The organism is Mesorhizobium sp. CNPSo 4661 (assembly GCF_057784215.1).
In genome coordinates this window covers 160,296-183,364 of record NZ_JBWGIO010000007.1, presented here as the reverse complement: position 1 = coordinate 183,364, position 23,069 = coordinate 160,296, and the positions used below count along the sequence as shown (strand labels likewise).

The following is a 23,069-nucleotide window of genomic DNA, read 5'->3' as shown; positions in this document are numbered from 1 at the left end:
GAAGGGGACGCCGGCCCTCACGCATTCCCGATCAGCACGCCCGCGCCAAACACCAGCGCGCCGCCCAGCACCACCTGGAAGGCGGCGCGCCAGAAGGGGGTCTGCATGTAGCGGTTCTGGATGAAGGCGATCGCCCAGAGCTCGAAGAACACCACGACCGCGGCGACGATCGTAGCCGTCCAGAAATAGGGGATGAGATAGGGCAGCGCGTGGCCGAGGCCGCCCAGTGTCGTCATGACGCCGACCGTCAGTCCGCGTTTGATCGGCGAGCCGCGCCCCGAAAGCTTGCCGTCGTCGGACGCCACCTCGGTGAAGCCCATGGAGATGCCGGCGCCGATCGATGCCGCGAGGCCGACGAGGAAAGTCTGGAATGTCGCATGCGTGGCGAAGGCGGCTGCGAAGATCGGCGCCAGCGTCGACACCGACCCGTCCATCAGCCCGGCCAGCCCGGGCTGCACGTAGGTGAGGATGAACTGGCGCTGCTCGGCGCTCGCCTCCTCGACCTGGACCGTCCCCGGCACGTGCTCCTGCTGCAAGTCATGCGCCGAGCTCTCATGGCCCTGTTCGGCCACGGCGAGATCGTCGAGCAGTTTTCGCGTCGAGGCGTCGGTGGTGCGCTTGGCCGCCTCGACATAGAAGCGATAGGCCTGTTGCTCCATCGCCTCGGCCTGTCGCCGCACATGCTCGATGCCGAGCGGCTTCACCAGCCAGTCGGGCTTGCGCTCGAAATAGCCTTTCACATGCTCGCGCCGGATCAGCGGGATGCGCTCGCCGAAGCGCCTGCGGTAAAGCTCGATGAGCGAATCGCGATGCCCGTCCTCCTCCTCGGCCATCGCCTCGAACACTTTTGCCGATTGCGGAAAGTCCTGCGCCAGGCCATCGGCATAGGCGCGGTAGATGCGCCCGTCATCCTCCTCGGAAGAGATCGCCAGCGCCAGGATCTCCTGCTCCGACAGTGAATCGAACGAACGGCGGCCGAAGCCGAAAACACGGGAAAGCATGATGGGATCACTCTAGTTTAGAATAATTCTAAACTAGAGTCTTGGCCGTCGAACGTCAATTGTGAACGGCACGGCTGCGCGCGCGAAAGAGTGATCCAGCGGAGCCGCGCCGCCTCTTCATTATCACCAAATGTTAGCCTATATAGTCAGCAACAGCCGAAATTGAAGGAACCAAAGGAATGACGCACAAGAAGCCTCCGCACGGATTCGATGCGAAGCCCGTTCTCGATCTCATCGCCAGCATCGAGGCCGACCTGCAGCGCCTGAAGGGCCTTGTCGAGGAGCAGCTCGAAAAATTCGACCCGGCCAACCCGCACAACAAGACGCCGGACGGCAAGCTGACCGAGGAAGGCGCCGAGTGCTGCTACCGCATGTTCGACGAGGGCAAGTCGCGCTACACGGTTTCCCAGCAGATGAAGATATCCTTCGCTGCCGCCACCCACCGCTTCAACTCCTGGCGCAAGCTCGGCGGCAGCAAAAGGACGAAGACGCTGCTGGGGTGAGCCTCAGCCGTCACCGCCGCCAAGCAGGTCATCAGGGCGCCGGCCGAAGCTGCTAACCTCCCCCTTGGGCGGGCAGGGCAATCGCATCTGACAGCGTCAGCCCCCTGGGGACGTCGCCAAGGCGACAGAGGGGCATTGCGCGCGAGTGGCGCCCTATTCTTCGTCATTCTAGGGCGGAGCAAGGAGCGAAGCGACGCGCGCAGACCCTAGAATCCATGCCGTGACATTGGCCGTAGAATGCAACGGTTGAGAATAGCCGTTGGCAATGGTGCCAACTGAGATCGCCACATGACAGGCTATGTTTACATGACCGCAAGCCAGAAAGGCGGCACGATCTATATCGGCGTCACCAACGATCTTGCTCGTCGGATGCCCGAGCACAAGACCGGCCAAGGCTCCAGCTTCACCAGCCGTTACGGTGTGCAGCGTCTCGTCTGGTATGAAGAGTATTTCGACATCACCGACGCCATCCAGCGTGAGACGTCATTGAAGCGCTGGCCACGGCAATGGAAGATCGAGCTCATCGAGAAGACCAATCCGGAGTGGTTCGAGCTGTTTCGCGGAATTGGCTGGTGAGCGTTTTGCACCGTGGCGGCGCTCAACCGTCACGGCATGGATTCTAGGGTCTGCGCGCGTCGCTTCGCTCCTTGCTCCGCCCTAGAATGACGAAGGACAGGCCGGCGGGACAGCACCCCCTCTGGCCTGCCGGCCATCTCCCCCCTTGCGGGGGAGATCAGCACTTCGCCGCAGTTGCCACCATCGCCAACCTTGTCTCCATCACATTTTTTCGTTGGCGCGACGCCTCGATTTGCGTGCACCATGCCGGGATCCATCCTGCGAGGCCCGCCATGACCACCCTCCCCGGCATCTCCGACATCCGCGCCGCCGCCGCGCGGCTTTCCGGCCTGACCGTCGAAACGCCGCTGATCGAATCGCCCGAGCTCAACAAGCGCTATGGCGGCCGCATCCTGTTCAAGCCCGAGACGCTGCAGCGCACCGGCTCCTTCAAGATCCGCGGCGCCTACAACAAGCTGTCGAGCTTGAGCGAGGAGGAGCGCGGCCGTGGCGTCGTGGCCTTCTCCTCCGGCAACCACGCGCAAGGCGTGGCGGCCTCGGCCGCCATGTTCGGCGTCAAGGCGGTGATCGCCATGCCGGCCGACGCGCCCGCGCTCAAAGTCGGCAATGTCCGCAAGATGGGCGCCGAAGTGGTGCCGTTCGACCGTTTCAAGGACGACCGCATGGCGGTCGTACGCCCCTATGTCGAGAGGGGCATGGTGCTGGTGCCGCCCTTCGACGATCCCGCCATCATTGCCGGCCAGGGCACGATCGGCCTGGAACTGATGAAGCAGGCGAAAGCGCTCGGCGTGGCGCTCGACGCCGTCGTCGTGCCTTGCGGCGGCGGCGGCCTGTCGAGCGGCATTTCCGTCGCCGTCAAGGACGCTTCGCCGCAAACCGCCGTCTGGGCCGTCGAGCCCGAGCATTTCGACGATACGCGCCGCTCGCTGGCCAAGGGCGAGCGGGTCTCGAACGAGCCGGGCCGTAGCTCGATCTGCGATGCGCTGCTGACCGCCGAACCCGGCGCCATCACCTTCGAGATCAACCGCCGCAATCTCGCCGGCGCCATCGCCGTTTCCGACGAGGCCGCCGCCCAGGCGATGCGCGACGCCATGGCCTATCTCAAGCTTGTGGTCGAGCCTGGCGGCTGCGTCGCTTTTGCCGCGCTCTCCACCGGCGAGATCGACCTCGCCGGTAAATGCGTTGCCGTCGTCCTGTCAGGCGGCAATGTCGATTTCGGCACCTATGCGCGGATCATGGCTGCTGCGTAGAAGTGGCGATTGGTATCGCGGCACCCGGAGGCGAATGCCTAGACCACTCTATCTCCTTGTTTTGACGCAATTCCAGAGGGAAGGCTACGGCGAAGTCGCCGAGCATAACCGCTCACACTTTTCCTTAATCAGCTGCTCACTCACCGGCCGGGAGGAAGGCCGGATTGTGCAGGATTTCCCAGAGATGACCGTCGGGATCCTGAAAATAACCGGCATAGCCGCCCCAAAAGGTCTTGCGCGCTGGTATCGTGATACGCGCTCCCGCAGTTTCGGCCTGCGCCATCACTCGATCGACCTCGGCTTCGCTGGACACGTTGTGACCAATGCTGAATTCGGTGGGGCTGCGTGGTGTAGGATCGATGCCCGCGTCGAGCCCGAGGTCGCTGCGCGGAAACAGGCTAAGCACCATGCCGCCCTCCAGATGGAAGATGGCGATCGCTCCGTGCTCAAACTCTTGCCCGACGATGCCCTCCGTGGGCAATCCAAGGCCATCGCGGTAAAACTTCAGCGACCGCTCAAGATCGTCCACGCCGAGCGTCAATATTCCAAATCGCGCTCTCATTGCACTTCTCCTTTATTGTGTTCGTTTTGCGCTCGCTGACCGCGACCCGGTCGCGGCGCGGGCCATATGTCGTCAAGATATCGAATGCGGGCTGTGCGGCGATTGAACGAATCGGCCAATCAAGCCCAAACCGGCAGTGTGATTTGGGCGCGAACAAGCGCTGGAGCTGCTATCTCGGCTGGTAAGCTTCTTGCTTGTCTATGAAAGCGATCAGTCCAGCGTCCGCCTGAACCGCACCAGCGCCACGCCGGCAAACAGCGCCACGAACACCACCAGCCAGCCGATCTCCGTCGCCACCGCCGGCAGCGCCGCGCCCTTCAGCATGACCGCGCGGGTGATGCGCAGGAAATGCGTCAGTGGGAAGATCTCGCCGAAAGTCTGCGCCCAGCCCGGCATGCCGCGATAGGGGAACATGAAGCCGGAGAGCAGCAGCGATGGCAGGAAGAAGAAGAAGGTCAGCTGCATCGCCTGCATCTGGGAGCGGGCCATGGTCGAGATCGTATAGCCGAGCAGCACCAGCGAAAGCACGAAGACCAGCACCGAGGAGAGCAGCAGCGTCAGGCTGCCGACGAAGGGGATGCCGAACAGGAGCTTCGCCGCCACCAGCACCACCACCACCTGCACGGCGCCGACGACGAGGAAAGGCAGCACCTTGCCCAGCATGATCTCGGCGGGACTGGACGGCATGGCGAGCAGGTTCTCCATGGTGCCGCGCTCGGTTTCGCGGGTCAGCGCCATCGCCGTCATCATCACCATGGTCATCTGCAGGATGACGCCGAGCAGGCCGGGCACGATGTTGTATTGCGAGACGCCTTCCGGATTGTAGCGTCGGTGCACGACGACATCGAGCTGGCCGCGCGCCGCTTCCCTGGCCGCGTCCTGGGTGCCCTGGGCTCTCAGCAGCGCCTGGCCGGCAACGGTGCCGAGCGTGGAGATGGCGCCGCTGGCAACGGACGGGTCGGTGGCGTCGGCCTCGATCAGGATCTGCGGGTTGTCACCGCGCTCCACCCGCCGGGCGAAATCGGCGGGAATGGTGACGACGAAAGAGACGTCGCCGCGCGCCATCAGGAACTCGGCTTCCGCCGCACTTTGCGCGACATGGTCGAAGCGGTAGTAGCCGGTGGTCTGCAACGCCGAGACCATGGCGCGCGTGTAGGGATCGCTGCTGGTCGCCACGAGTGCGGCCGGCAGGCTCTTCGGGTCGTTGTTGATCGCAAAGCCGAACAGCACGAGCTGCATCAGCGGCACGCCAAGCATCATGGCGAAGGTGATGCGGTCGCGCCGCATCTGGATGAATTCCTTGATCAGCAGCGCGCCAAGCCTGGCGAAGGAGAAGACCGCGTTCATGCCATGTTGTCCTTCGAGCCGGACATGAACTGGATGAACACATCCTCCAGGCTGGTCTCGCCCGGCGTCACCGTCACGTCCTTGTGCTCCTTCTCGACATCGGCCAGCGCTTTTTCCAGCGCCGCCTTGTCGGAGCCGACGACATGCAGCGTCGCGCCGAACGGCGCCACCTGATCGACGCCGGGCCGACCCTGCAGCGCTTCGGCCACCTGGTCGAGCAGCGGCCCCTGCAGCACGAACGTCGTCAGCCCGGCATTCCTCACCACCTCGTCCACCGTTCCGGTGGCGAGCATCTTGCCGTAGGAGATGTAGCTGATGCGGTGGCAGCGCTCGGCCTCGTCCATGTAATGGGTGGAGACGAGCACGGTCAGCCCGCCGCCGGCCAACCGATGGATCTCGTCCCAGAACTCGCGCCGCGCCTTGGGGTCGACGCCGGCCGTGGGCTCGTCGAGCAGCAGCAGCTTCGGCTTGTGCATGATGCAGGCGGCCAGCGCCAGCCGCTGCTTCCAGCCGCCGGAAAGCGTGCCGGCCAGCTGGTTGCGGCGGCTCGCCAGGCCGAGCTCTTCCAGCGTCCTCGCCACGTACTGCTCGACCGGCCTCAGCTGGTAGAGCCGCGCCACGAATTCGAGGTTCTCGCCGATCGTCAGGTCCTCGTAGAACGAGAATTTTTGCGTCATGTAGCCGACTTCGCGCTTGATCTTGAGCGCGTCGGTGCGGATGTCGAAGCCCAGCACCGTGCCGTCGCCTTCATCCGGCGTCAGAAGCCCGCACATGATGCGGATCGTCGTCGTCTTGCCCGAGCCGTTCGGCCCGAGGAAGCCGACGATCTCGCCTTCGGCGACCGTCATCGTCACGTGGTCGACGACGGTCTTGTCGCCGAAGCGCTTGACCAGGCCGCGGACGTCGATGACGTTCATTGCCCGAGATCCGCGAGATCGACATCGACGATCTGGCCGGGCTGCAGCGGTCCCGCATTGCCCTCCGGTCGCGCCTCGACGAGATAGACCAGCTTCTGCCGGTTCTCGAGGGAATAGATCACCGGCGGCGTGAACTCGGGATCGGGCGAGACATAGCTGACGCGCGCTTTCAATCCTGCCCCGCAACCGTCGCAATGGACGTTGAGCTCGGTGCCGACCTTGACCGCCGAGAACGCCCTTTCCGGCACATAGACGCTGAGCTTCACGGCGCCGTCCGGCAGCATCGAGATCACCGGCGCGGTCGGCCCGGCGGTGTCGCCGGGGTTGCGGATGACGTCGTTGACGCGGCCGGGCGAGGGCGCCGTCAGCACCCGCTTCGACAGCCGCCACCGGGCCTGCTCCAGGCTCGATTGCGCCTGCTTGACCTGGTTGTCGGCGGCCTTGATGGTCTCGGGCCGCGCCGGCAGGTTGCCGACGGCGAGATTGGCTTCCGCCTGCCCGACCTGGGCGTTGGCCGTCTCCAGCGAAGCCGAGGCGGTGTCGTAGTCGGCCTGGGTGCCGGTGCCGCGTTTGTAGAGGTCGCTGGCGCGGTCATATTTGCGCTTGGCGTCGGCGGCCTGGGCTTTCGCCATGTCGACCTCGGCCTTGAGCACGGCGATTTCCTCGGGGCGCTTGCCGACCTGCAAATCGGCGAGCTGGGCCTGCGCCTGCGCCAGCGCGGCCTCAGCCTGCGCCACCTCGATCTTGGCGTCGGCGTCCTCGAGCGTCGCCATCGCCGCGCCGGTCTCGACGCGGTCGCCGCGCTTGACCGTCACCGTCGCCACCTGGGCCACTTCGATCGGCGCCATCAGCACATATTCGCCTTCGACATAGCCGACGGCCAAAGGTGCTGTCGGCGCGCAGGCGCCGAACAGTTGCGCCGCGAGCGGCAGCGAACAGAGGAAACTCATGATTTGCCCTTCTTGCCGGCGGCCGGCCCGCGCGCCGCCAGCATTGCCCTGAGGTTGTCGGTCGTGACCGCCACCACCTTGGCGGCCTCTTCATTGCCGATCCCGCGCCATCCCATCCGGCGCATCACCGCCTCGCGGCCGATGCGGAAATAGATGACCTGGCCGATCATGGTGAAGACGGTGAGCTTGGTCGCCTCGCTCTCGGCCGGTTCGCCGGTCGCCTGTTCCCAGATCTGGCACAGCCGTCGGTGCGTCGGCTCGAACACGCCGGCATAGATGCGGTCGAGCGCGGCGGTCGGATGCGAGAGCTCGCGAAGTACGAATTGTACGATCTCGCCGGCCTGCGGACTGGCCACGACGAAACCCACCATCCGCTCGAGCGCCGCGAAAAGCTGGGCCCGGGCCGCCTCGGGGTCGAGGGGTGCGGCTGCCTGCGCGCCGCCCAGCGCCTGGCCGGCGACCCCCTGGATGGTGTCGACGATAAAGTCGGCGGCGGCCGCGCGCAGGCCTTCCTTGCCGCCGAAATGATAGGCGATCGAGCCGATATTGGCCTTGGCCTCGGCCGCGATCTCCCGCGTAGAGGTGCCGTCGAAACCCTGCCGTCCGAACAGCTTGAGCGCGGCGTGCACCAGCGCCGTTCGCGTTTGCTCCGCGGTGGTGGCCTCGCGCTGCTGCCCTTTTATGCCTGGTTGCCTGTTCATGCTTCAACTTTAATCAATCGATTGATTAAAGTCAAATTTGACCTCTGAGTCGGCTTGCCTTCTCGGCCGTCACAGGCTTTAGTGCCCCGCCATGGGCAAGGAAGTCGAGCGTAAGTTCCTGGTCTCCAGTTCGGCCTGGCGCGACGGGATCGAGGCGGAAATCCGCATTCGCCAGTTCTATGTCGCCGCCCAGCCCGGCCGCACCGTGCGCGTGCGCATCAGCGACGGGCGCTCCGCCAGGCTGACGCTGAAGTTCGGCGACAGGGCGCGCGAGCGCGACGAGTTCGAATATTCGATCCCGCTTGCCGAGGCCGAGGAATTGACGGCGTTTGCCATCGGACGTGTCATAGAGAAGACACGCCACCATGTTAGACACCGCGGCTATCTCTATGAAGTCGATGTTTTCGGCGGCAAGCTCGCGGGGTTGGTGATCGCGGAGCTGGAGACGCCGGAGGACGTATCTGACGAAATGCTGCCCGACTGGCTCGGTCGCGAGGTCACCGGCGAGTCGAGATTCTACAACGCGTCGCTGGCCCTCGGGGGGATTCCGGAGATCGCCGCATGAGCTTCCGCATCGATCCGCGCTTGCCGCTGACCGGCGAGGTCAGGCGCATTTTGGCCGACGAGATCGGCAAGGCAATCGCCCATCTCGAGATGGCGCGCGAGAAGCCGGAGCAGGGGCTGCACAAATGCCGCAAGCGGCTGAAAAGCGTGCGCGCCTTGCTGCGCCTGGTTCGTTCCGGGGACGAACCGTTCTGCCAGACCGAGAACGAATGTTATAAGCAGGTGTCGGCGCTGTTGGCCGGCCCGCGCGAGGCGACCGCCTTGATCGAGACCGTCGACCGCTTGGCCGATGCCTTTCCGGAACAATCCGCGGGCGGCGGCCTCGACCCCGTGCGCGAGCGGCTGGTGCTGCGCCAGCATGAGCTCCATGCCGGTCCCGGCCTCGACGCCGCCATCAATGCGGCGATAGCTGCTTGCCGGGAGGGCCTGGAGCGCATCGACAGGCTGGCCCTGCCCGACCAGCCCGAGCAGGCAGCCGACATCCTCGCCGACGGCGCCCGCGCCACCTTGCGGCGGGCGAAGAAGGCGCTGGACAAGGCGGAGGCGCGCGGCGAGGACGAGGATTTTCACGATTTGCGCAAGGCGGCCAAGACGCATTCCATGCATCTGTCGCTGCTCGGCCGCTTGTGGCCGACGCCGATCAAGGCGCGCCGCAAGGCGGTCGACAGGCTCGGCGAACAGCTCGGCGAATTGCACGACGTCTTCGTCATGCGCGCGCTGCTCGATGCCGAAGGCGAGCCGCTCAGCCACGCCGACGACACGAAGCTGCTGCGCAAGCTGCTGAAGCGCTCCGAAAAGAGCCTGACCAAGGCCTGCCTTGCCGAGGCCGCCGACCTGTTCGGCGACAGCCCCAAGCGCTCGGCCAAGAGGCTCGCCCGCAAGGCGCGCGACGACCTCGCGGGATCCCAGGAAGAAGCGAAAGCGGCGTGACGCCCTTACCTTCTCCCCTTGTGGGAGAAGGTGGATCGGCGCGCAGCGCCGAGACGGATGAGGGGTGCTCCAGCTTGGCCAGCGCGCTCGTCTAGAGTTGCAATCGCCAGCGTCTCATTCCCTGGAACACCCCTCATCCGTCGCCTTCGGCGACACCTTCTCCCACAGGGGGAGAAGGAAAAGGCGCTCTGCTACGCCGGCAGCGGCCGTTTCCCCTTCGCAGGTCCGTTCGCCACCCGCGCCCCCGCATCCCTCGGGTGCGGGCCGATCGGCATGATCGCCGGAAACGGCGTCGCTCCAAAAGCAAAGGTCCATTTGTAACCGGTGAGCTGGTCCTCCGGCGTGGTGTGCTGGTCGTGGTGGGCGAGCAGCCTGGCGCGTTCGGCGAGCTCGTCGGCTTCGCGCCGCAGCATTTCCGCGGTTTGCGGCCGCATGCGCCTGGAAAAGCTGATGAAGGTCGCGGCATCTTCCATATGGCCGATCGCCCAGCCGATGAAGTTCTTGTTGGTCATCTCGAAATGCGGCTTCAGCGGCCCCTCGAAATCCCACTGGATCGGCGTGTCGATCAGCAGCCTTGCCGCCAGGCCGCGGCCCAGCGCCACCAGCCCGAGCTCCTCGAGATCGCGCAGATAGAGGAACATCGAGGCTTCGCTCAAGCCCTGCGAGCGCATGATGCCCTCGGCCGTGAATTTCTCCGACAGCATGATGAAGACGAAAAGCAGCGCCGGCCGCGTCGCCAGGCGGCGCTCGATCTCCGGCCCGACGCGGTTGGCCGGGCCTGGCCCCCGGTTCATCGCGCCGAGCACGTTCTCCAGCTCGACATCGGCCGCGGCGCAGATCTCCATCAGCCGGTCGAGCTTGCAGTTCTGCTCATGGAAGATGCGCTTCACCGTCGGCTCGGAAACGCCCATGCGCTCGGCCAGCGTCCGGTAGGTCAGGCCCTTGGCCTTCAGCGTCCGTTTCAGCGCCTCGAAGATCGGACCGTTCATGGAATGCGCCTCGTTCATCCGATTTGGTATCGAAGACCGATACTAGTCTCGTTCCACCTTCCAGGAAAGTATCGGAAATCCTAGCTCTCCGGCGTCATCACAGGAGAGCACCATGAAACATCTCATCGCTTCAACCGTCTTCGCCGCCATCGCCGCGGTGTCCGCCGCGCAGGCCGGCGAACTCTGGCGCGCCACCGGCTTCGAGCAGCCGGAATCGGCCCTTGTCGATGCCGCCCACGACCGCATCGTCGTCTCCAACATCGTCGGCAATCCCGGCGCGGCGGACGGCAATGGCTACCTGTCGCTCCTGTCGATGGACGGCAAGGTCATCTCGAGCCACTGGGTCGACGGCATGGACGCGCCCAAGGGCATGGCGATTTCCGGAGACAGGCTCTATGCCGCCGACATCACCAAGGTGCGCGTCGTCGATCTCGCCAGCGGCAAGCTGGTCGAGACCATCGACGTGCCCGGCGCCGTGTTTCTCAACGATATGACGCAGGACAGCGCCGGCAAGGTCTATGTCAGCGACATGCTGGCCGACGCGATCTACAGCATCGACGGCGACAGACCGGAGCTGTTCGTCAAGGACGCGCTGCTGGCCTCGCCCAACGGCGTCTTCGCCGATGGCGACAGGTTGATCGTCGCGTCCTGGGGCAAGGGCATCAACAAGACCGACTTCAGCACCGCGGAGCCCGGCGGCCTGCTGTCGGTCGACCTCGCCACAAAGAAGGTTACGCCGCTGCCCGGTGCCCAAAAATTTGCCGACCTCGACGGCGTCATCGCCATTGGCGACACCATCTACGCCACCGCTTACATGACCGGCACGCTCTACAGCTACAAGTCCGGCGGCGCGCCGACGGCGGTGGCGCACTTCAAGCCCGGCAGCGCCGACATCGGCACCGACGGCAAGCACATCTTCGTGCCGCTGATGGGCGAGGGCGAGGTCGCGGCGCTGGCGCTGAATTGAGAGGTGCAGCTGCGAATGTCAGAAAAGTGCTTAGGAGAACCGGCAAGGGTGCAGGCGACGGTCGCGCATCGTCCTCGACCACAGACGGGCAAGACGGGCCGCAGCCGCAATCGCTCTGAGCCATCGCTGATTGAAAGGTGGCGTTGGGCACGGCCTTCCGGCGCGAGAGAAGATAAAGCCCACCCGCGGCGACAACCACCAAAGCCAAGCCAAGCCGGCCGATCGATGCCAAGCCAACACCGACGGCCGCGAGGGCGGCGGTGATCGGCAGCGCAATCAGGGCCCCACAGCAAACTGCGCAGGCCACCAGAACAAGGCCGGTGCCTGCTGTCGTCTTGCCAATATTCATTGCGTGTCTTTCTCCATTCCTGGACCGGAAGCGGCCTGCCAGGCCAGCACGGCCAGGATAACGACCGCAGCGTGAGCAAGCGCCGTCAGCCCGGCGAGGCCGGAGACGCTTGCGTTGCCCCGAGCGAGTTGCAGGAAGACCTCGCGGCCGTCGAGAATTGCAGCAACACCCGCCAGCAGGATGGCCAGCAAGAGCGCCGCGTTGCCAAGCCGTGCAATGGACCCAAACCGGCTGACGGCGGCGGCGAGTAAGATTGAGACGCCGACGAACCCCCATACCAGCCAGGGGTTTTCGAGGTTGATGCCAAGGATCGTTTCTTCGGTGCGGCTGTCGGGTTCTCCAGCCTCAGCGTGACTACCCGTTTCACCGGCCTCAGCGCTCTTACGAGCTTGGTCCTCAGTAGGGCCTTCGGCCGCTTCATCATGGCCGCCCTGTTCCTGGGCTTTCACGCCCTCCTTTTGCGCGGCGATGCTCGCGGGCTCCCGATGCTCGCCCCCTTCCATCAAGACGGCGGCGGCAAATAGGAGCGCCGAGATGGCCAGCATTGCCGCCGTCCAACGGACGAGGACGACACGATTTCCGAAAAAGCCCATCAGCGAACTTTCCTCTCGCATCACCTTGAAGGCAGCGTACTCCTTCAAGTAACTTTAGGTTCAAGGAGTATTTTTGCGATGAATCTTCACGTCCGCGTGTTCACCATCGGGGCGCTTGCCAAGGCCACTGGCGTCACCACACCCACCATCCGCTACTATGAGGAGATCGGATTGCTGCCTCCGGCACCACGCACGGCAGGAGGTCAACGCACCTATGACGATGATGATCTGGGGCGGCTGACCTTCATCAAGCAATGCCGAGATTTCGGCTTCGGGATCGATCAGGTCAGGGTTTTGCTGGACCTGTCGATCAGCAGCAGGCGCGATTGCGTGGAGACGCGCGACATCGCCCAGGCCCACCTCGACGAAGTCCGCCAGAAACTCAACGAACTTCGTTTGCTTGAACGGCGGCTGGAGAGCTTCGTAACACGGTGCAACGCCGCGTGCGCAGGAGGACCCGGCCAAGACTGCGTGATCTTCAAGGATATGGCGACGTCGGCCAAAGGTGGCGGCTGCTGCGGACAGTAGCTAGCTGGCTGCAGGGATGCTGATATACGTCGTCACGGCGGCAACGACGCCGATCGGGATTGGACCGGCATATCCTCCCAGACTGCCTCTGGTCTCGCCGCTTGCGCCGGAATATGCGGCGGCAGATGAACCAAGCCGTGAAGACATCCAGCCTGAACGGCGCCGTTTCGCCGATGATCCCCGTGCTCATATGCGCGCTGGCGATATTCCTGCTGTCCGGCATGGATGCGGCAATGAAGTCTCTGGCCATCGCGGTCGGCGTTTATAACACGCTGCTGTGGCGCAGCGTGGTCGCCACAATGGTCGCCGGCGCGGCATGGTCGGCGGGGTCGCGTTCCAAGCCGGCCCTTCCGGTGCTGGGCCTGCATGCGCTGCGCGCCGCGATTGTCGGCATCGTCCTGGTCTTGTTCTTTTGGGGGCTGGCCAGGCTGCCGCTCGCCGAGGCGATCGGGCTCAGCTTCGTCGCGCCGCTGTTTGCGCTTTTGCTCGCGGCATTGCTGCTGGGCGAACGCATAAGGCGGCAGGCGGTCTGGGCGTCGCTGGCCGGCATGGCGGGCGTCGCGATCATATTGGCCGGCCAGTTCGGGGCGGCCAGCCATTCGCAGGATGCCCTGCTCGGCACGGTCGCGGTGCTCGTCTCTACGGCGTTCTATGCCTACAATCTGATCCTCTCCCGGCAACAGGCGCTGCTGGCCAGGCCGGTCGAGATCATGCTGTTCCAGAACCTCTTCGTCGCGATCATCCTTGGTCTCGCGGCACCTTGGCTCGCCGTTGCGCTGCCGAGCGATCTCTGGCTTCCCCTGGCGGGGGTGGCGCTGCTGTCGCTCGCCGGGCAATTTTTGATGAGCTGGTCCTACGCCCGTGCCGAAGCGCAATATCTGATCCCGACCGAATACTCGGCCTTCATCTGGGCGATCGCGCTTGGCTGGTTCTTCTTCGGCGAGAAAGTGGCCTGGACCACGCTGACAGGGGCATGCCTCATCGTCGCCGGCTGCCTGATCGCCGCGCGCGCCAATCCGAAGCTTGCCGAGCCGATCGAAGCGGCGGTGTGAAGGATGCCGCTTAGACTAGCCTTGCGGGCTCTGCGCCGCGGTCGCCTTGAGGCGCACGCCCCTGCCGCCGCGCTCGCTGGCCTGGTTCTCGCCGATCAGCTCGACGCCGACCCCGTCGAGCGCCTGGATGACCTTCATCAGCGTGTCGACCACGCCCCGGACGACGCCGTCGCTCGCTTCCATGCGCTGGATCGTCGGCAGCGAGACCCCGGCGCGCTCGGCGAGCGTCTTCTGGTCGATGCCGGTCAACGCCCGCGCGGCGCGCATCTGTGCGGCAGTGATCATCAGCCGGAACCTGTTTTTGAAGCTATGGAAGATGTATATTGTAAATATTACAATGTCTAAAGCGTCAATTTACATGCGTCAACCATCGGTCAATCGCTGTCGGCCACCACTTTGCGCCGCTGCAGCATGCGCGCCGCGAGCCAGCACAGCATGGCCCAGGCAAAGCCCGCGCACCAGCCGGCAAGCACGTCGGACGGCCAGTGCACGCCGAGATAGACGCGGCTGGTGCCGACCAGCACCGTGGTGAGGACGGCAAGGCCAAGCACGAAGACTTTCGACCTGCGGTCCGGCAGGAAGCGGGCCGCCAGCGAGCCGAGGGTCAGATAGGTCACCGCCGACAGCATGGCGTGCCCGCTTGGAAAGGACAGCGACGTCTCGGTGACGAGATGCGAGACGAGGTCGGGGCGCGGCCGGTCGACCTCGAGCTTGAGCAGGCTGGAAAGCACCTGCCCGCCCGCTACGGCCGCGAACATGAACAGGGCTGTCGCCGGTCTGCGGATCAAGAGCAGATAGACGATCGTCGCCGTTGTGATCAGCACCAGCACAACGGTGCTGCCCAGCGCGGTGATGTCGCGCACCGCGCCCTCCAGCCAGGGCGGGCCGATCGGGCTGTCCGGCTGCCCGGCGTGGCGGAAGGCAAGCAGGATTTCCGTATCGAAGGCATGCGGGGTCGTGGCGCGCGCCACTTCCATCAATTCCTCGAAGCCCCACAGACAGCCGGCGATGACCAGCCCGGCCAAGAGCAGGGGGAATTCTATCTTTGCAAGCAGCGCGCCGGAGGATGATTTCATCGGAGGCTCAAACGTCAGAGCTTCTGCATATAGGGCCCGAGCGTGATCAGGGCGACGGCGGCGATCGCCAGCACCATGCCGGTTGCCTGCAAAGCGTTTAGCCGTTCGCCGAAAAAAGCGAGCGCCACGACATTGACCGCGACAAGCTGGATCACCGCCGACAGGCTGAACGACACCGACATGCCGAACTCGCGCACTAGCCGCAGCATGATCAGATTGCCGGCCGTGTAGAGCGCCAATGTCAAAAGCAATTTGGCAAGGCTCGGTGCCATCCCCCATTGCTTGGCCGCCATCGCCGCCAGCAGGAACATCACCGTCGAAATGCCGAGCTGCGCCAGTCCCCAGAAACTCACTTGCCGTCCCTTCTTGAACGCCGTCGCCGCGCCGGCCGCCGCCCTTGTTTCCGAAGCGGGCGAAGCCGTCAAGCTGATCGCGGCGAAGCCTCCTTCTCCCGTATAGTGACGGCGAGAAAGCGGCCGGCATCGACAGCTTGGCAAATCACGGCCATGTCACGAAAATGTGATCGGCGCGCTTTAGGGGTCGAAAGGTCAAATCCCCAGCCACCTCAAGAAGCCAGAGGAACAACATGACCGTGACCCCTGAGACCCGTTTCCGCACCAGCCAGCTCGAGGAAAATGACGGCCCGCCCGTCAACCCGACCGACAACCGCACCATGGGCGAGATCATCGCCGCGCGTTTCTCGCGCCGCGGCTTCCTCATGGGTTCGCTGGCCGTCTCGGCCATCGCCGCCACCGTCAGCCCGCTGGCCCTGGTCGCCGCCGACGAGGCGCGCGCTGCCGAAGGCTCGGCCTTCAAATTCGACGAGCTCGAGGCCGGCATCGACGACAAGCACCATGTCGCGCCGGGCTATGACGCCGACGTGCTGTTGCGCTGGGGCGATCCGCTCTTCGCCGACTCGCCGGAGTTCGATCCGACAAAACAGTCGGCCGAGGCACAGGCCAGGCAGTTCGGCTACAACAACGACTATGTCGGCTATATCCCGATCGACGGCTCGGCCGAGCACGGCCTTTTGGTCGTCAACCACGAATACACCAACCCGCATCTGATGTTCCCCGGCATCGTTTCGGTCGTCGAGAAGGACGGGAAGAAGAAGGCCGAGGTCGCACCGCTTTCGAAGCAGCAGGTCGATGTCGAGATGGCCGCGCATGGCGGCACCATCGTCGAGATCCGCAAGCAGGACGGCAAGTGGCAGGTGGTGCGCGACGGCAAGCTCAACCGCCGCATCACCTCCAACACCGAAATGGCGCTGTCGGGCCCGGCCGCCGGGCACGAGCGCCTCAAGACCAATGCCGATCCGTCCGGCGCCAAGGTGATCGGCACGCTCAACAATTGCGCCGGCGGCGTCACGCCCTGGGGCACCTATGTGATGGCCGAGGAGAACATCCACGGCTACTTTTCCGGCGACCTGCCAGCGGGCCACAAGGAGGCCGCCAACTACAAGCGCCTCGGCATTCCGGAAGGCGCTTACGAGTGGGGCGCGCATTACGATCGCTTCAACCTCGCCAGGGAGCCGAACGAGCCGAACCGGTTCGGCTGGATCGTCGAGGTCGACGTCAACGATCCCAACTCCGTGCCGCGGAAGCGCACCGCCATGGGCCGTTTCAAGCATGAGGGCGCCGAATCGATCGTCGCCAGGGACGGCCGCGTCGTCTTCTATCTCGGCGACGACGAGCGCTTCGACTATGTCTACAAATTCGTCACCGCCGGTAAGTTCAATCCCGATGACCGCGCGGCTAACATGAACCTGCTCGACGACGGCACGCTGCATGTGGCGAAGTTCGCCGAGGACGGTTCGGTCGAATGGATGCCGATCGTCTTCGGTAAGGCGCCGCTGACGGCGGAGAACGGCTTTGCATCCCAGGCCGACGTGCTGATCGAGACGCGCCGCGCCGCCGACCTGCTCGGCGCCACCAAGATGGACCGGCCGGAGGATATCCAGCCCAATGCCGGCAACGGCAAGGTCTATGTCATGCTGACCAACAATTCCAAGCGCAAGGCCGAGCAGGTCGACGCCGCCAACCCGCGCGCCGACAACGCCTTCGGCCACATCATCGAGATTGTCGAGGATGGCGGCGACTTCGCCGCTGCCAAGGGCAAGTGGGAAGTGTTGTTGAAATGCGGCGACCCGTCGGTGGCCGATGTCGGCGCCACCTTCTCGACCGCGACCACCGCCCATGGCTGGTTCGGCATGCCGGACAATTGCGCCGTCGATTCCGCCGGGCGGCTGTGGGTCGCCACCGACGGCCAGGGCCCGAAGGCCACCGGCCGCACCGACGGCCTCTGGGCGGTCGACACCGAAGGCCCGGCGCGGGCGACCTCGAAACTGTTCTTCCGCGTGCCGATCGGCGCCGAAATGTGCGGCCCGCTCTTCGCGCCGGACGACCAGACGGCTTTCGTCGCCGTCCAGCATCCGGGCGACGGCGGCGAGGACTGGGACGGCTTTGGCCGTCCGTCCTACTACGAGGATCCGTCGACCCGCTGGCCGGACTTCAAGCCGGACATGCCGGTGCGGCCTTCGGTCGTCGCGATTACGAAGCAGGGCGGCGGCAAGATCGCGGTGTGAGTTGCTGCCGCATCGGCATGCATGATCACGGACGTTGGGGATTGGCCGAAACCTCCCCAACGTCGTCATTCCAGGGCGGAGCAGGAGCGAAGCTCCGTCGCGGAGACCCTGGAATCCATGCCGTTACCTTGGTCGTAGAGTACAGCGGAGCAGAATTCTGCACCGCTGCAGCGCCGCCTTAGAGTCACGGCATGGATCCTCGGGTCTACGTGTCCGCTTCGCTCCCGCTCCGCCCGTGGATGACGAAGTCACGGCGCCTTGAGCCAATCTCCTACGTCAATTATCCGGCGCGTTGAACCACCGCCATGTTCATCATGCTTCGGAGACGGAAGCCGATGGACTCGTAAAGCCCGATCGCCGCGGCATTGCTCTCATAGGCGTGCAGGTACGGAACCTCACCGCGTGCCGCGATCCGGCCCGCGACGAAGCTCGCGCCCTGTTGCGGCCACCGATGGACGATACGGACGCTTTCGGACGTTTGCCCTTCATTCGCCGCCAATTGCATCCTATATCGCGCTGGCGCGACGTGACCGGCCGCGCGGCGATTCGCGACCTGAGGGCGGCAGGTCATCACTTCTTGGCACGCGGAGCTCATGGCGCCCCTGCGCATCTATTTCGACAGGCTTCTCGATGCCGTGGCGCCCAAGGTTCCGCGGCGCGAACTGGCCGATGAGGAGCGCCTGGCGCTGGTGCGCCGCCACGGCGATTTCTCGCTCGCCTATTCCACCGCCGTGCAGAAGAAACTGTCCTATTTCAGCGATGGCGACGGCTACATCGCCTTCGGCACCAAGATGAGCCGTCACTTTGCGCTGGGCGACCCGGTCGCCGATCCGGCCGACCGCCCGGCCTATATCAAGCGCTTCGTCGAGGCCGCCGGCCGCCCCTGGTTCGTCCAGATCGGCGCCGACACGGCCAAGGTGCTGGCCGGCCTCGGCTACCAGGTCAACCGCCTCGGCATCGACACCAGGCTGCTTTTGCCGGCGCATGATTTTTCCGGCAAGCGCAACGAGACCGTGCGCTATTCCGAGCGCTGGCTGACCAAGAAGGGTTTTACCCTCGCCGAGGCCAGGGGCGACATCCTGCAGGACGAGATCAAGCAGCTGTCCGCCGACTGGCGCAAGGAGCGCATCATCAAGCGCTGGGAGATGGGTTTCCTCAACCGCCGCTTCTCCGAAGAGCTCGGCGCCGACATGCGCCGTTTCCTCCTGCACAGCCCCGAGGGTCGGCTACTCGCCATTCTCGATTTCGACCCGCTGTTTCGCGACGGCAAGGTGATCGGCTACACCACCTCCTTCAAGCGCAAGCAGGTCGACGCGACGCCGCATGCCGAAATCGGCCTGACCAAATTCGCCGTCGACCGCTTTCGCGAGGAAGGCATCTCACAGGTGACGCTCGGCCTCTCGCCGCTGCTCGACATCGAGCCGAGCGGCTTTGCCGAATCGGATTTCTGGCGCGGCGCTTTCCAGCGCGCCTACAACTCGCCCTGGGTCAACCGCTCGCGCTTCAACCTGCAGGGCCAGGCCGCCTTCAAGCGCCGCTTCCACGGCGTCGAGGAGCCGACCTATATCGCGTTCCGCAAGGGGACTTTCGTGGAGATGCTCGGCCTGCTGCGGCTGATCAAGGCGATCTAGCGGAGCTACTAAGAGAAGATCACTAGGCGCCGCGATCCTTCACACCCCCCTCTGTCCTGCCGGACATCTCCCCCGCAAGGGGGGAGATTGGCAGCTTCGGTGGCCGCGCTTTTCCTGCAACGCTGGCGATTGGCGAAAGCGGGGCAACATCCGATCTCCCCCCTTGCGGAGGAGATGCCCGGCAGGGCAGAGGGGGGTGCTGTCCCGCCGGCATTTCGGATTTTCCTGGAACCACAGCTACGACGAACGTCGGTCCGGTCAGTTCCTCAGCCGATATCCGGTCTTGAAGATCCACGCCACGATCGCGATGCAGATAGCCAGGAACACCAGCGTCATGCCGAGGCTGACGCCGACCGAAACGTCGGCCTTGCCGTAAAAACTCCAGCGGAACCCGCTGATCAGGTAGACGACCGGGTTGAACAGCGTGATCGTCTTCCAGATGCCGGGCAGCATGTGGATCGAATAGAAGCTGCCGCCGAGGAAGGTGAGCGGCGTGACGATCAGCAGCGGCACCAGCTGCAGCTGCTCGAAGGTCTTTGCCCAGATGCCGATGATGAAGCCGAACAGGCTGAAGGTCACCGCCGTCAGCACCAGGAAGGCGATCATCCAGAACGGATGCTCGATCCTGAGCGGCACGAACAAGGCCGCGGTGGCGAGGATGATCAGGCCGAGCATGATCGACTTGGTCGCCGCACCCCCGACATAGGCGATGATGATCTCCAGATAGGAGACCGGCGCCGACAGGAGCTCATAGATCGAGCCGACGAATTTCGGGAAATAGATGGCGAAGGAGGCGTTCGAGATCGACTGCGTCAGAAGCGACAGCATCATCAGGCCGGGCACGATGAAGGCGCCGTAGGGGATGCCGTCGATCTCGTTGATGCGCGAGCCGATGGCCGAGCCGAAGACGACAAAATAGAGCGATGTCGAGATGACCGGCGAGATGATGCTCTGCAGCACCGTGCGGAAGGCGCGCGCCATCTCCACCCGGTAGATCGCCCATACTGCGCGCAGGTTCATGGCTCTTGCCTCAGGAGATTGACGAAGATCTCTTCGAGCGAGCTGTTCTTGGTGTCGAGATCGCGGAACTGGATGCCGGCCGCCTCGAGGTCGCGGATCAGTGAGGCGACGCCTGGACGGTCGCTCTGGTTGTCATAGGTGTAGGTGAGCTGATTGCCGTCGGCGGACAGCTCCAATGAATAGCGGGAAAGCCCGTCGGGCATGGCGGAAAGCGGCGCGCGCAGCTCCAGTCTCATCTGCTTGCGGCCGAGCTTGCGCATCAGCTCGGCCTTGTCCTCGACCAGGATGATCTCGCCCTTGTTGATGACGCCGACACGGTCGGCCATCGCCTCGGCTTCCTCGATATAGTGCGTGGTGAGGATGATGGTGACGCCGTCCTCGCGCAGGCGCCTCACCATCGCCCACATGTCCTGGCGCAGCTCGACGTCGACGCCGGCCGTCGGCTCGTCGAGGAACAGCACGCGCGGCTCGTGCGCCAGCGCCTTGGCGATCATCAGCCGGCGCTTCATGCCGCCCGACAGCGTGATCGCCTTGGAATCCTTCTTGTCCCACAGCGACAGGTCGCGCAGCACCTTCTCGACGAAGTCCGTGTTGGGCGCCTTGCCGAACAGGCCGCGGCTGTAATTCACCGTCGCCCAGACCGTCTCGAAGGCGTCGATGGTCAGTTCCTGCGGCACCAGCCCGATCAGGCTGCGCGCCGCGCGGTAATCCTTGGAGATGTCGTGGCCGTCGACGCTGACTGAGCCCGACGAGCGGTTGACGATGCCGCAGACGATCGAGATCAGCGTCGTCTTGCCGGCGCCGTTCGGTCCGAGCAGCGCGAAAATCTCGCCGCGCTCGATGTCGAGATTGATTTCCTTCAGCGCCTCGAAACCGGTGGCATAGGTTTTCGTGACACCGGAGATCGAGATGATGGGCGACATGCTGAAATTCGGCCGGCTGGAAAAGGTGACTTGATATAGGGCGGTTGCCGCCCGGTGCAACCGTGAATCGACGCCGCTGCTGACAGTTCTGGACAGTGAGCCTCTTTCTCCCCGCAAGCGGGGAGAAGGAAATCAGGTCTGCGCCGTCCAGAACGCGATTTCCTGCGCCTTGGTCCGGAGCTCGGTCTTCAGCCATTGATCGTCGTCGTCGAGGTAGCTCCACGGCGTCTTGCCTTGCGCCCGCATCTCGCGGATGTACGAGCGGTAGCGATAGTGGCTGTAGACCGACATCGCGTAGGTGGCATAGGCGGCGCCGAGCTTCCGGTGGCCGCGCACGATCACCAGGTTCTCGTCGTTCTTCTCGCTTGCCGGCGCCGAGAAATTGTGGCTGCCGGTCACCACCACGCAGTCGTTCGAATGCGGGTCGGTTACCAGGATCTTCGAGTGCACGATGGCGTGGCCGATCTGCGACAGGAAGCTCCGCCGGTTGACCTCGGCGATCCACGGTCCGAGCGGCGCGTCGAGGCCTTGCGGCTGCGCCACCGTGTAGCGGTCCGGCGTGAATGTCCGGTCGCTGCTCACCAGGTCGATGTCGAGGAAGTTCTGTTCGGTGCCGCCCTCGTCCGCGCTCAGCGTCGAGACCACGCCGCGCACATACATGCCTTTTTCCCGGGCGCGCTGGCCGGCCAGCGTATGCAGCCCCTGCTTGCCCGGCGTGAACATTAGGAAAAGCACCGCTTGCTTGGCCGATGTGATGACGTCGCGCAACGCCGCCATGTCGGCGCCGTCGGAGGTGCGGGTGAACCAGACGGTCGTCTTGGCTGTCCCGACGGTGAAGGTCTTGGGGGCGTCGTTGTCCGCCATCAGCGCCGGCGTGAAATTGGCCGGGTCGGTCTTCGGCGGCGAGGCGTCCTTGAGCAGATCCCAATGCTGGCGGTAATGCGCTGCCACCGCCGTGTCCTCGATCAGCAACCCGTTGTTGACCTGCGTGCACAGGCCCGTCGTGCTCCAGTTGGTGCTGCCGGTCCACGCCTTCTTCGGCTCGCCGTCTTCCGAGACGACGACGAACTTGTTGTGGCCGAGGCCTTTCGATTTCAGCATCCGGTCGATGGTTGGAATGCCGTGGTCGTTGAGGTTCTTGCGCGCATCCTTGTTGCCGTCGCCGCTCTTGTCGGAGCCGTTGGCGAGGATGAGGTTGAGCCGCGGCCCGAGCCCGATCAGCGCCGTCTCCAGCGTCGCGTCGCCGAGCTCATAGAGCGCGGCATGCAGCTCGTCGCCGGCGCCTTGCGTCAGCCCCACCAGGCGCAGCCCGAGATCGCCTTCCAGGAAAGCGCGGAATTTCGCGTCGCCATTGGTCTGCAGGCTCTTCTTGAAAGCCGCCGGCGAGAGCTTGTTCTTGGCCATGTAGCGGGCGACGAATTGCGACAGCACCAGGCCGCGGTTGAAATAGCAGGAGAAGCCGCCGCCGGCGTCGGTGGCAAGCGTATGCCAGTCCGTCCAGTCGCTCGACACCCCCTTGGTCAGCGGCTTGCCGGGCCCGGCGCTCAGCATCGCGGTCACCCGGTAACGCACGACATTGCCGACATCGGCCGCATGGTCGGTCCAGTTGAAGCGCTGGAACGGCCACACGTCCGACGGCCTGTGGTCGCCAGATTTCGGCTTGTCCTTGGTGAAGCCAACGCGATTCTCCACCGGCTCGATCTTCTCGGTGGCCCCAGCCTTGCGGCCGCGCTCGAGCAGAAAGCCCCGGCATCCGGCGATGAAGTCGCTGGGCGCCCAGGCGACGAAGGCGTCGTCGCCATTGGTGTAGACGGATACTTTTATCTCGACGGCCATTTGTCGTTCCTTCCCGTCTGTCGTTGTTCCCAAAGCGCGCGGCCGGCATGTCCGGCCCACCAATGCAGCCAACAAGTATCCGTGCCGGAAGCAGGGCCCCGGATCGTTTGAAACAGAATGTCGAAAAGGTGACGGCGATGATTATGCGGCGGCAGAAGATCGGATGTCAATGTTTTGCAGCGCCAAGTATAATTCTATGAACTGCTTCACATTGTGTTCT

At 64.5% G+C, this 23,069-nt stretch carries 25 protein-coding genes; 10 read left to right on the top strand and 15 right to left on the bottom strand.

Annotated elements, in window-relative coordinates:
- Nucleotides 1-17 precede the first annotated feature (17 nt).
- Nucleotides 18-1,001, bottom strand: a complete 984-nt coding sequence (gene mbfA, locus AC0YKC_RS12580) for an iron exporter MbfA (RefSeq protein WP_488511253.1) — start codon at nt 999-1,001, stop codon at nt 18-20.
- 179 nt (nt 1,002-1,180) lie between these two features.
- Here mbfA and AC0YKC_RS12575 point away from each other — a divergent pair, with 179 nt between their 5' ends.
- From AC0YKC_RS12575 to AC0YKC_RS12565, 3 genes are all read left to right on the top strand, one after another.
- Nucleotides 1,181-1,504 (top strand): hypothetical protein, encoded by a 324-nt coding sequence (locus AC0YKC_RS12575; protein ID WP_320293823.1) that lies wholly within the window; start codon nt 1,181-1,183, stop codon nt 1,502-1,504.
- A 288-nt stretch (nt 1,505-1,792) separates the two neighbouring features.
- Nucleotides 1,793-2,080 carry a GIY-YIG nuclease family protein gene (locus AC0YKC_RS12570; protein ID WP_320293824.1) on the top strand — a complete coding sequence of 96 codons (288 nt, stop codon included), beginning with the start codon at nt 1,793-1,795 and terminating at the stop codon, nt 2,078-2,080.
- A 272-nt stretch (nt 2,081-2,352) separates the two neighbouring features.
- Nucleotides 2,353-3,330: a threonine/serine dehydratase family protein gene (locus AC0YKC_RS12565; RefSeq protein ID WP_488511252.1), complete on the top strand. Its 978-nt coding sequence runs from the start codon at nt 2,353-2,355 to the stop codon at nt 3,328-3,330.
- A 136-nt stretch (nt 3,331-3,466) separates the two neighbouring features.
- Here AC0YKC_RS12565 and AC0YKC_RS12560 read toward each other — a convergent pair whose 3' ends face one another.
- From AC0YKC_RS12560 to AC0YKC_RS12540, 5 genes are all read right to left on the bottom strand, one after another.
- Complete coding sequence (locus tag AC0YKC_RS12560) at nt 3,467-3,892, bottom strand: VOC family protein (protein WP_488511251.1); 426 nt, start codon at nt 3,890-3,892, stop codon at nt 3,467-3,469.
- Nucleotides 3,893-4,102: 210 nt separating this feature from the next.
- Entirely contained in the window at nt 4,103-5,239 is a 1,137-nt protein-coding gene (locus AC0YKC_RS12555; RefSeq protein ID WP_320293827.1) for an ABC transporter permease, read from the bottom strand.
- Nucleotides 5,236-6,156, bottom strand: a complete 921-nt coding sequence (locus AC0YKC_RS12550; protein ID WP_488511250.1) for an ABC transporter ATP-binding protein — start codon at nt 6,154-6,156, stop codon at nt 5,236-5,238. The genes AC0YKC_RS12555 and AC0YKC_RS12550 overlap by 4 nt, the downstream gene beginning before the upstream one ends.
- Nucleotides 6,153-7,106, bottom strand: coding sequence for an HlyD family secretion protein (locus AC0YKC_RS12545; RefSeq protein ID WP_488511249.1), 954 nt, complete (start codon nt 7,104-7,106; stop codon nt 6,153-6,155). The genes AC0YKC_RS12550 and AC0YKC_RS12545 overlap by 4 nt, the downstream gene beginning before the upstream one ends.
- Nucleotides 7,103-7,807: a DUF1956 domain-containing protein gene (locus tag AC0YKC_RS12540; protein ID WP_488511248.1), complete on the bottom strand. Its 705-nt coding sequence runs from the start codon at nt 7,805-7,807 to the stop codon at nt 7,103-7,105. Before AC0YKC_RS12540 ends, AC0YKC_RS12545 begins: the two co-directional genes overlap by 4 nt.
- Nucleotides 7,808-7,898: 91 nt before the next feature.
- On the opposite strand from AC0YKC_RS12540, the gene AC0YKC_RS12535 reads away from it, so the two are divergent.
- Nucleotides 7,899-8,372: a CYTH domain-containing protein gene (locus AC0YKC_RS12535; protein ID WP_320293831.1), complete on the top strand. Its 474-nt coding sequence runs from the start codon at nt 7,899-7,901 to the stop codon at nt 8,370-8,372.
- A complete protein-coding gene (locus tag AC0YKC_RS12530) occupies nt 8,369-9,301 on the top strand; it encodes a CHAD domain-containing protein (protein WP_320293832.1) in 933 nt (310 codons plus the stop codon). Before AC0YKC_RS12535 ends, AC0YKC_RS12530 begins: the two co-directional genes overlap by 4 nt.
- Before the next feature lie 191 nt (nt 9,302-9,492).
- Here the strand turns inward: AC0YKC_RS12530 and AC0YKC_RS12525 are convergent, their stop codons facing one another.
- Nucleotides 9,493-10,290, bottom strand: coding sequence for a helix-turn-helix domain-containing protein (locus AC0YKC_RS12525; RefSeq protein WP_488511247.1), 798 nt, complete (start codon nt 10,288-10,290; stop codon nt 9,493-9,495).
- 112 nt (nt 10,291-10,402) lie between these two features.
- Between AC0YKC_RS12525 and AC0YKC_RS12520 the strand changes: the two genes are divergently transcribed.
- Complete coding sequence (locus AC0YKC_RS12520) at nt 10,403-11,257, top strand: SMP-30/gluconolactonase/LRE family protein (RefSeq protein WP_488511246.1); 855 nt, start codon at nt 10,403-10,405, stop codon at nt 11,255-11,257.
- 345 nt (nt 11,258-11,602) lie between these two features.
- Here the strand turns inward: AC0YKC_RS12520 and AC0YKC_RS12515 are convergent, their stop codons facing one another.
- Complete coding sequence (locus AC0YKC_RS12515) at nt 11,603-12,247, bottom strand: hypothetical protein (RefSeq protein ID WP_488511245.1); 645 nt, start codon at nt 12,245-12,247, stop codon at nt 11,603-11,605.
- Between the two features lie 30 nt (nt 12,248-12,277).
- Here AC0YKC_RS12515 and AC0YKC_RS12510 point away from each other — a divergent pair, with 30 nt between their 5' ends.
- Complete coding sequence (locus AC0YKC_RS12510; RefSeq protein WP_434724669.1) at nt 12,278-12,727, top strand: MerR family transcriptional regulator; 450 nt, start codon at nt 12,278-12,280, stop codon at nt 12,725-12,727.
- Between the two features lie 125 nt (nt 12,728-12,852).
- Complete coding sequence (locus AC0YKC_RS12505; protein WP_488511244.1) at nt 12,853-13,779, top strand: DMT family transporter; 927 nt, start codon at nt 12,853-12,855, stop codon at nt 13,777-13,779.
- Nucleotides 13,780-13,794: 15 nt separating this feature from the next.
- Here the strand turns inward: AC0YKC_RS12505 and AC0YKC_RS12500 are convergent, their stop codons facing one another.
- The 3 genes from AC0YKC_RS12500 to AC0YKC_RS12490 form a co-directional block, all read right to left on the bottom strand.
- Complete coding sequence (locus AC0YKC_RS12500) at nt 13,795-14,064, bottom strand: helix-turn-helix domain-containing protein (protein WP_488511243.1); 270 nt, start codon at nt 14,062-14,064, stop codon at nt 13,795-13,797.
- A gap of 89 nt (nt 14,065-14,153) precedes the next feature.
- Complete coding sequence (locus AC0YKC_RS12495; protein ID WP_488511242.1) at nt 14,154-14,855, bottom strand: phosphatase PAP2 family protein; 702 nt, start codon at nt 14,853-14,855, stop codon at nt 14,154-14,156.
- Nucleotides 14,856-14,869: 14 nt separating this feature from the next.
- The gene (locus AC0YKC_RS12490) at nt 14,870-15,208 is read right to left on the bottom strand and encodes a hypothetical protein (RefSeq protein ID WP_320294436.1); all 339 of its coding nucleotides are present in this window, start codon (nt 15,206-15,208) and stop codon (nt 14,870-14,872) included.
- 233 nt (nt 15,209-15,441) lie between these two features.
- Between AC0YKC_RS12490 and AC0YKC_RS12485 the strand changes: the two genes are divergently transcribed.
- On the top strand, nt 15,442-17,439 hold the full coding sequence (locus AC0YKC_RS12485; RefSeq protein WP_488511240.1) for a PhoX family protein: 1,998 nt from the start codon (nt 15,442-15,444) through the stop codon (nt 17,437-17,439).
- A gap of 280 nt (nt 17,440-17,719) precedes the next feature.
- On the opposite strand, the gene AC0YKC_RS12480 is transcribed toward AC0YKC_RS12485, so the two are convergent.
- On the bottom strand, nt 17,720-17,938 hold the full coding sequence (locus AC0YKC_RS12480) for a GNAT family N-acetyltransferase (RefSeq protein ID WP_488511239.1): 219 nt from the start codon (nt 17,936-17,938) through the stop codon (nt 17,720-17,722).
- A gap of 94 nt (nt 17,939-18,032) precedes the next feature.
- Between AC0YKC_RS12480 and AC0YKC_RS12475 the strand changes: the two genes are divergently transcribed.
- Nucleotides 18,033-19,070, top strand: a complete 1,038-nt coding sequence (locus tag AC0YKC_RS12475) for a phosphatidylglycerol lysyltransferase domain-containing protein (RefSeq protein WP_488511238.1) — start codon at nt 18,033-18,035, stop codon at nt 19,068-19,070.
- Between the two features lie 258 nt (nt 19,071-19,328).
- Here the strand turns inward: AC0YKC_RS12475 and AC0YKC_RS12470 are convergent, their stop codons facing one another.
- The 3 genes from AC0YKC_RS12470 to AC0YKC_RS12460 form a co-directional block, all read right to left on the bottom strand.
- On the bottom strand, nt 19,329-20,090 hold the full coding sequence (locus AC0YKC_RS12470) for an ABC transporter permease (protein WP_320293843.1): 762 nt from the start codon (nt 20,088-20,090) through the stop codon (nt 19,329-19,331).
- Nucleotides 20,087-21,013 (bottom strand): ABC transporter ATP-binding protein, encoded by a 927-nt coding sequence (locus tag AC0YKC_RS12465; protein ID WP_488511237.1) that lies wholly within the window; start codon nt 21,011-21,013, stop codon nt 20,087-20,089. The genes AC0YKC_RS12470 and AC0YKC_RS12465 overlap by 4 nt, the downstream gene beginning before the upstream one ends.
- Before the next feature lie 132 nt (nt 21,014-21,145).
- Nucleotides 21,146-22,849 carry a phospholipase D-like domain-containing protein gene (locus AC0YKC_RS12460; protein WP_488511236.1) on the bottom strand — a complete coding sequence of 568 codons (1,704 nt, stop codon included), beginning with the start codon at nt 22,847-22,849 and terminating at the stop codon, nt 21,146-21,148.
- Nucleotides 22,850-23,069 lie beyond the last annotated feature (220 nt).

Bases quoted from the DNA above. Each gene is read 5' to 3' on its own strand.
- AC0YKC_RS12570 (WP_320293824.1), top strand. From the start codon at position 1,793: ATGACAGGCTATGTTTACATGACCGCAAGCCAGAAAGGCGGCACGATC.
- AC0YKC_RS12505 (WP_488511244.1), top strand. From the start codon at position 12,853: ATGAACCAAGCCGTGAAGACATCCAGCCTGAACGGCGCCGTTTCGCCG.
- AC0YKC_RS12475 (WP_488511238.1), top strand. From the start codon at position 18,033: ATGGCGCCCCTGCGCATCTATTTCGACAGGCTTCTCGATGCCGTGGCG.
- mbfA (WP_488511253.1), bottom strand. From the start codon at position 1,001: ATGCTTTCCCGTGTTTTCGGCTTCGGCCGCCGTTCGTTCGATTCACTG.
- AC0YKC_RS12535 (WP_320293831.1), top strand. From the start codon at position 7,899: ATGGGCAAGGAAGTCGAGCGTAAGTTCCTGGTCTCCAGTTCGGCCTGG.
- AC0YKC_RS12540 (WP_488511248.1), bottom strand. From the start codon at position 7,807: ATGAACAGGCAACCAGGCATAAAAGGGCAGCAGCGCGAGGCCACCACC.
- AC0YKC_RS12545 (WP_488511249.1), bottom strand. From the start codon at position 7,106: ATGAGTTTCCTCTGTTCGCTGCCGCTCGCGGCGCAACTGTTCGGCGCC.
- AC0YKC_RS12550 (WP_488511250.1), bottom strand. From the start codon at position 6,156: ATGAACGTCATCGACGTCCGCGGCCTGGTCAAGCGCTTCGGCGACAAG.
- AC0YKC_RS12555 (WP_320293827.1), bottom strand. From the start codon at position 5,239: ATGAACGCGGTCTTCTCCTTCGCCAGGCTTGGCGCGCTGCTGATCAAG.
- AC0YKC_RS12565 (WP_488511252.1), top strand. From the start codon at position 2,353: ATGACCACCCTCCCCGGCATCTCCGACATCCGCGCCGCCGCCGCGCGG.
- AC0YKC_RS12485 (WP_488511240.1), top strand. From the start codon at position 15,442: ATGACCGTGACCCCTGAGACCCGTTTCCGCACCAGCCAGCTCGAGGAA.
- AC0YKC_RS12530 (WP_320293832.1), top strand. From the start codon at position 8,369: ATGAGCTTCCGCATCGATCCGCGCTTGCCGCTGACCGGCGAGGTCAGG.
- AC0YKC_RS12500 (WP_488511243.1), bottom strand. From the start codon at position 14,064: ATGATCACTGCCGCACAGATGCGCGCCGCGCGGGCGTTGACCGGCATC.
- AC0YKC_RS12460 (WP_488511236.1), bottom strand. From the start codon at position 22,849: ATGGCCGTCGAGATAAAAGTATCCGTCTACACCAATGGCGACGACGCC.
- AC0YKC_RS12495 (WP_488511242.1), bottom strand. From the start codon at position 14,855: ATGAAATCATCCTCCGGCGCGCTGCTTGCAAAGATAGAATTCCCCCTG.
- AC0YKC_RS12560 (WP_488511251.1), bottom strand. From the start codon at position 3,892: ATGAGAGCGCGATTTGGAATATTGACGCTCGGCGTGGACGATCTTGAG.
- AC0YKC_RS12465 (WP_488511237.1), bottom strand. From the start codon at position 21,013: ATGTCGCCCATCATCTCGATCTCCGGTGTCACGAAAACCTATGCCACC.
- AC0YKC_RS12510 (WP_434724669.1), top strand. From the start codon at position 12,278: ATGAATCTTCACGTCCGCGTGTTCACCATCGGGGCGCTTGCCAAGGCC.
- AC0YKC_RS12520 (WP_488511246.1), top strand. From the start codon at position 10,403: ATGAAACATCTCATCGCTTCAACCGTCTTCGCCGCCATCGCCGCGGTG.
- AC0YKC_RS12575 (WP_320293823.1), top strand. From the start codon at position 1,181: ATGACGCACAAGAAGCCTCCGCACGGATTCGATGCGAAGCCCGTTCTC.
- AC0YKC_RS12525 (WP_488511247.1), bottom strand. From the start codon at position 10,290: ATGAACGGTCCGATCTTCGAGGCGCTGAAACGGACGCTGAAGGCCAAG.
- AC0YKC_RS12470 (WP_320293843.1), bottom strand. From the start codon at position 20,090: ATGAACCTGCGCGCAGTATGGGCGATCTACCGGGTGGAGATGGCGCGC.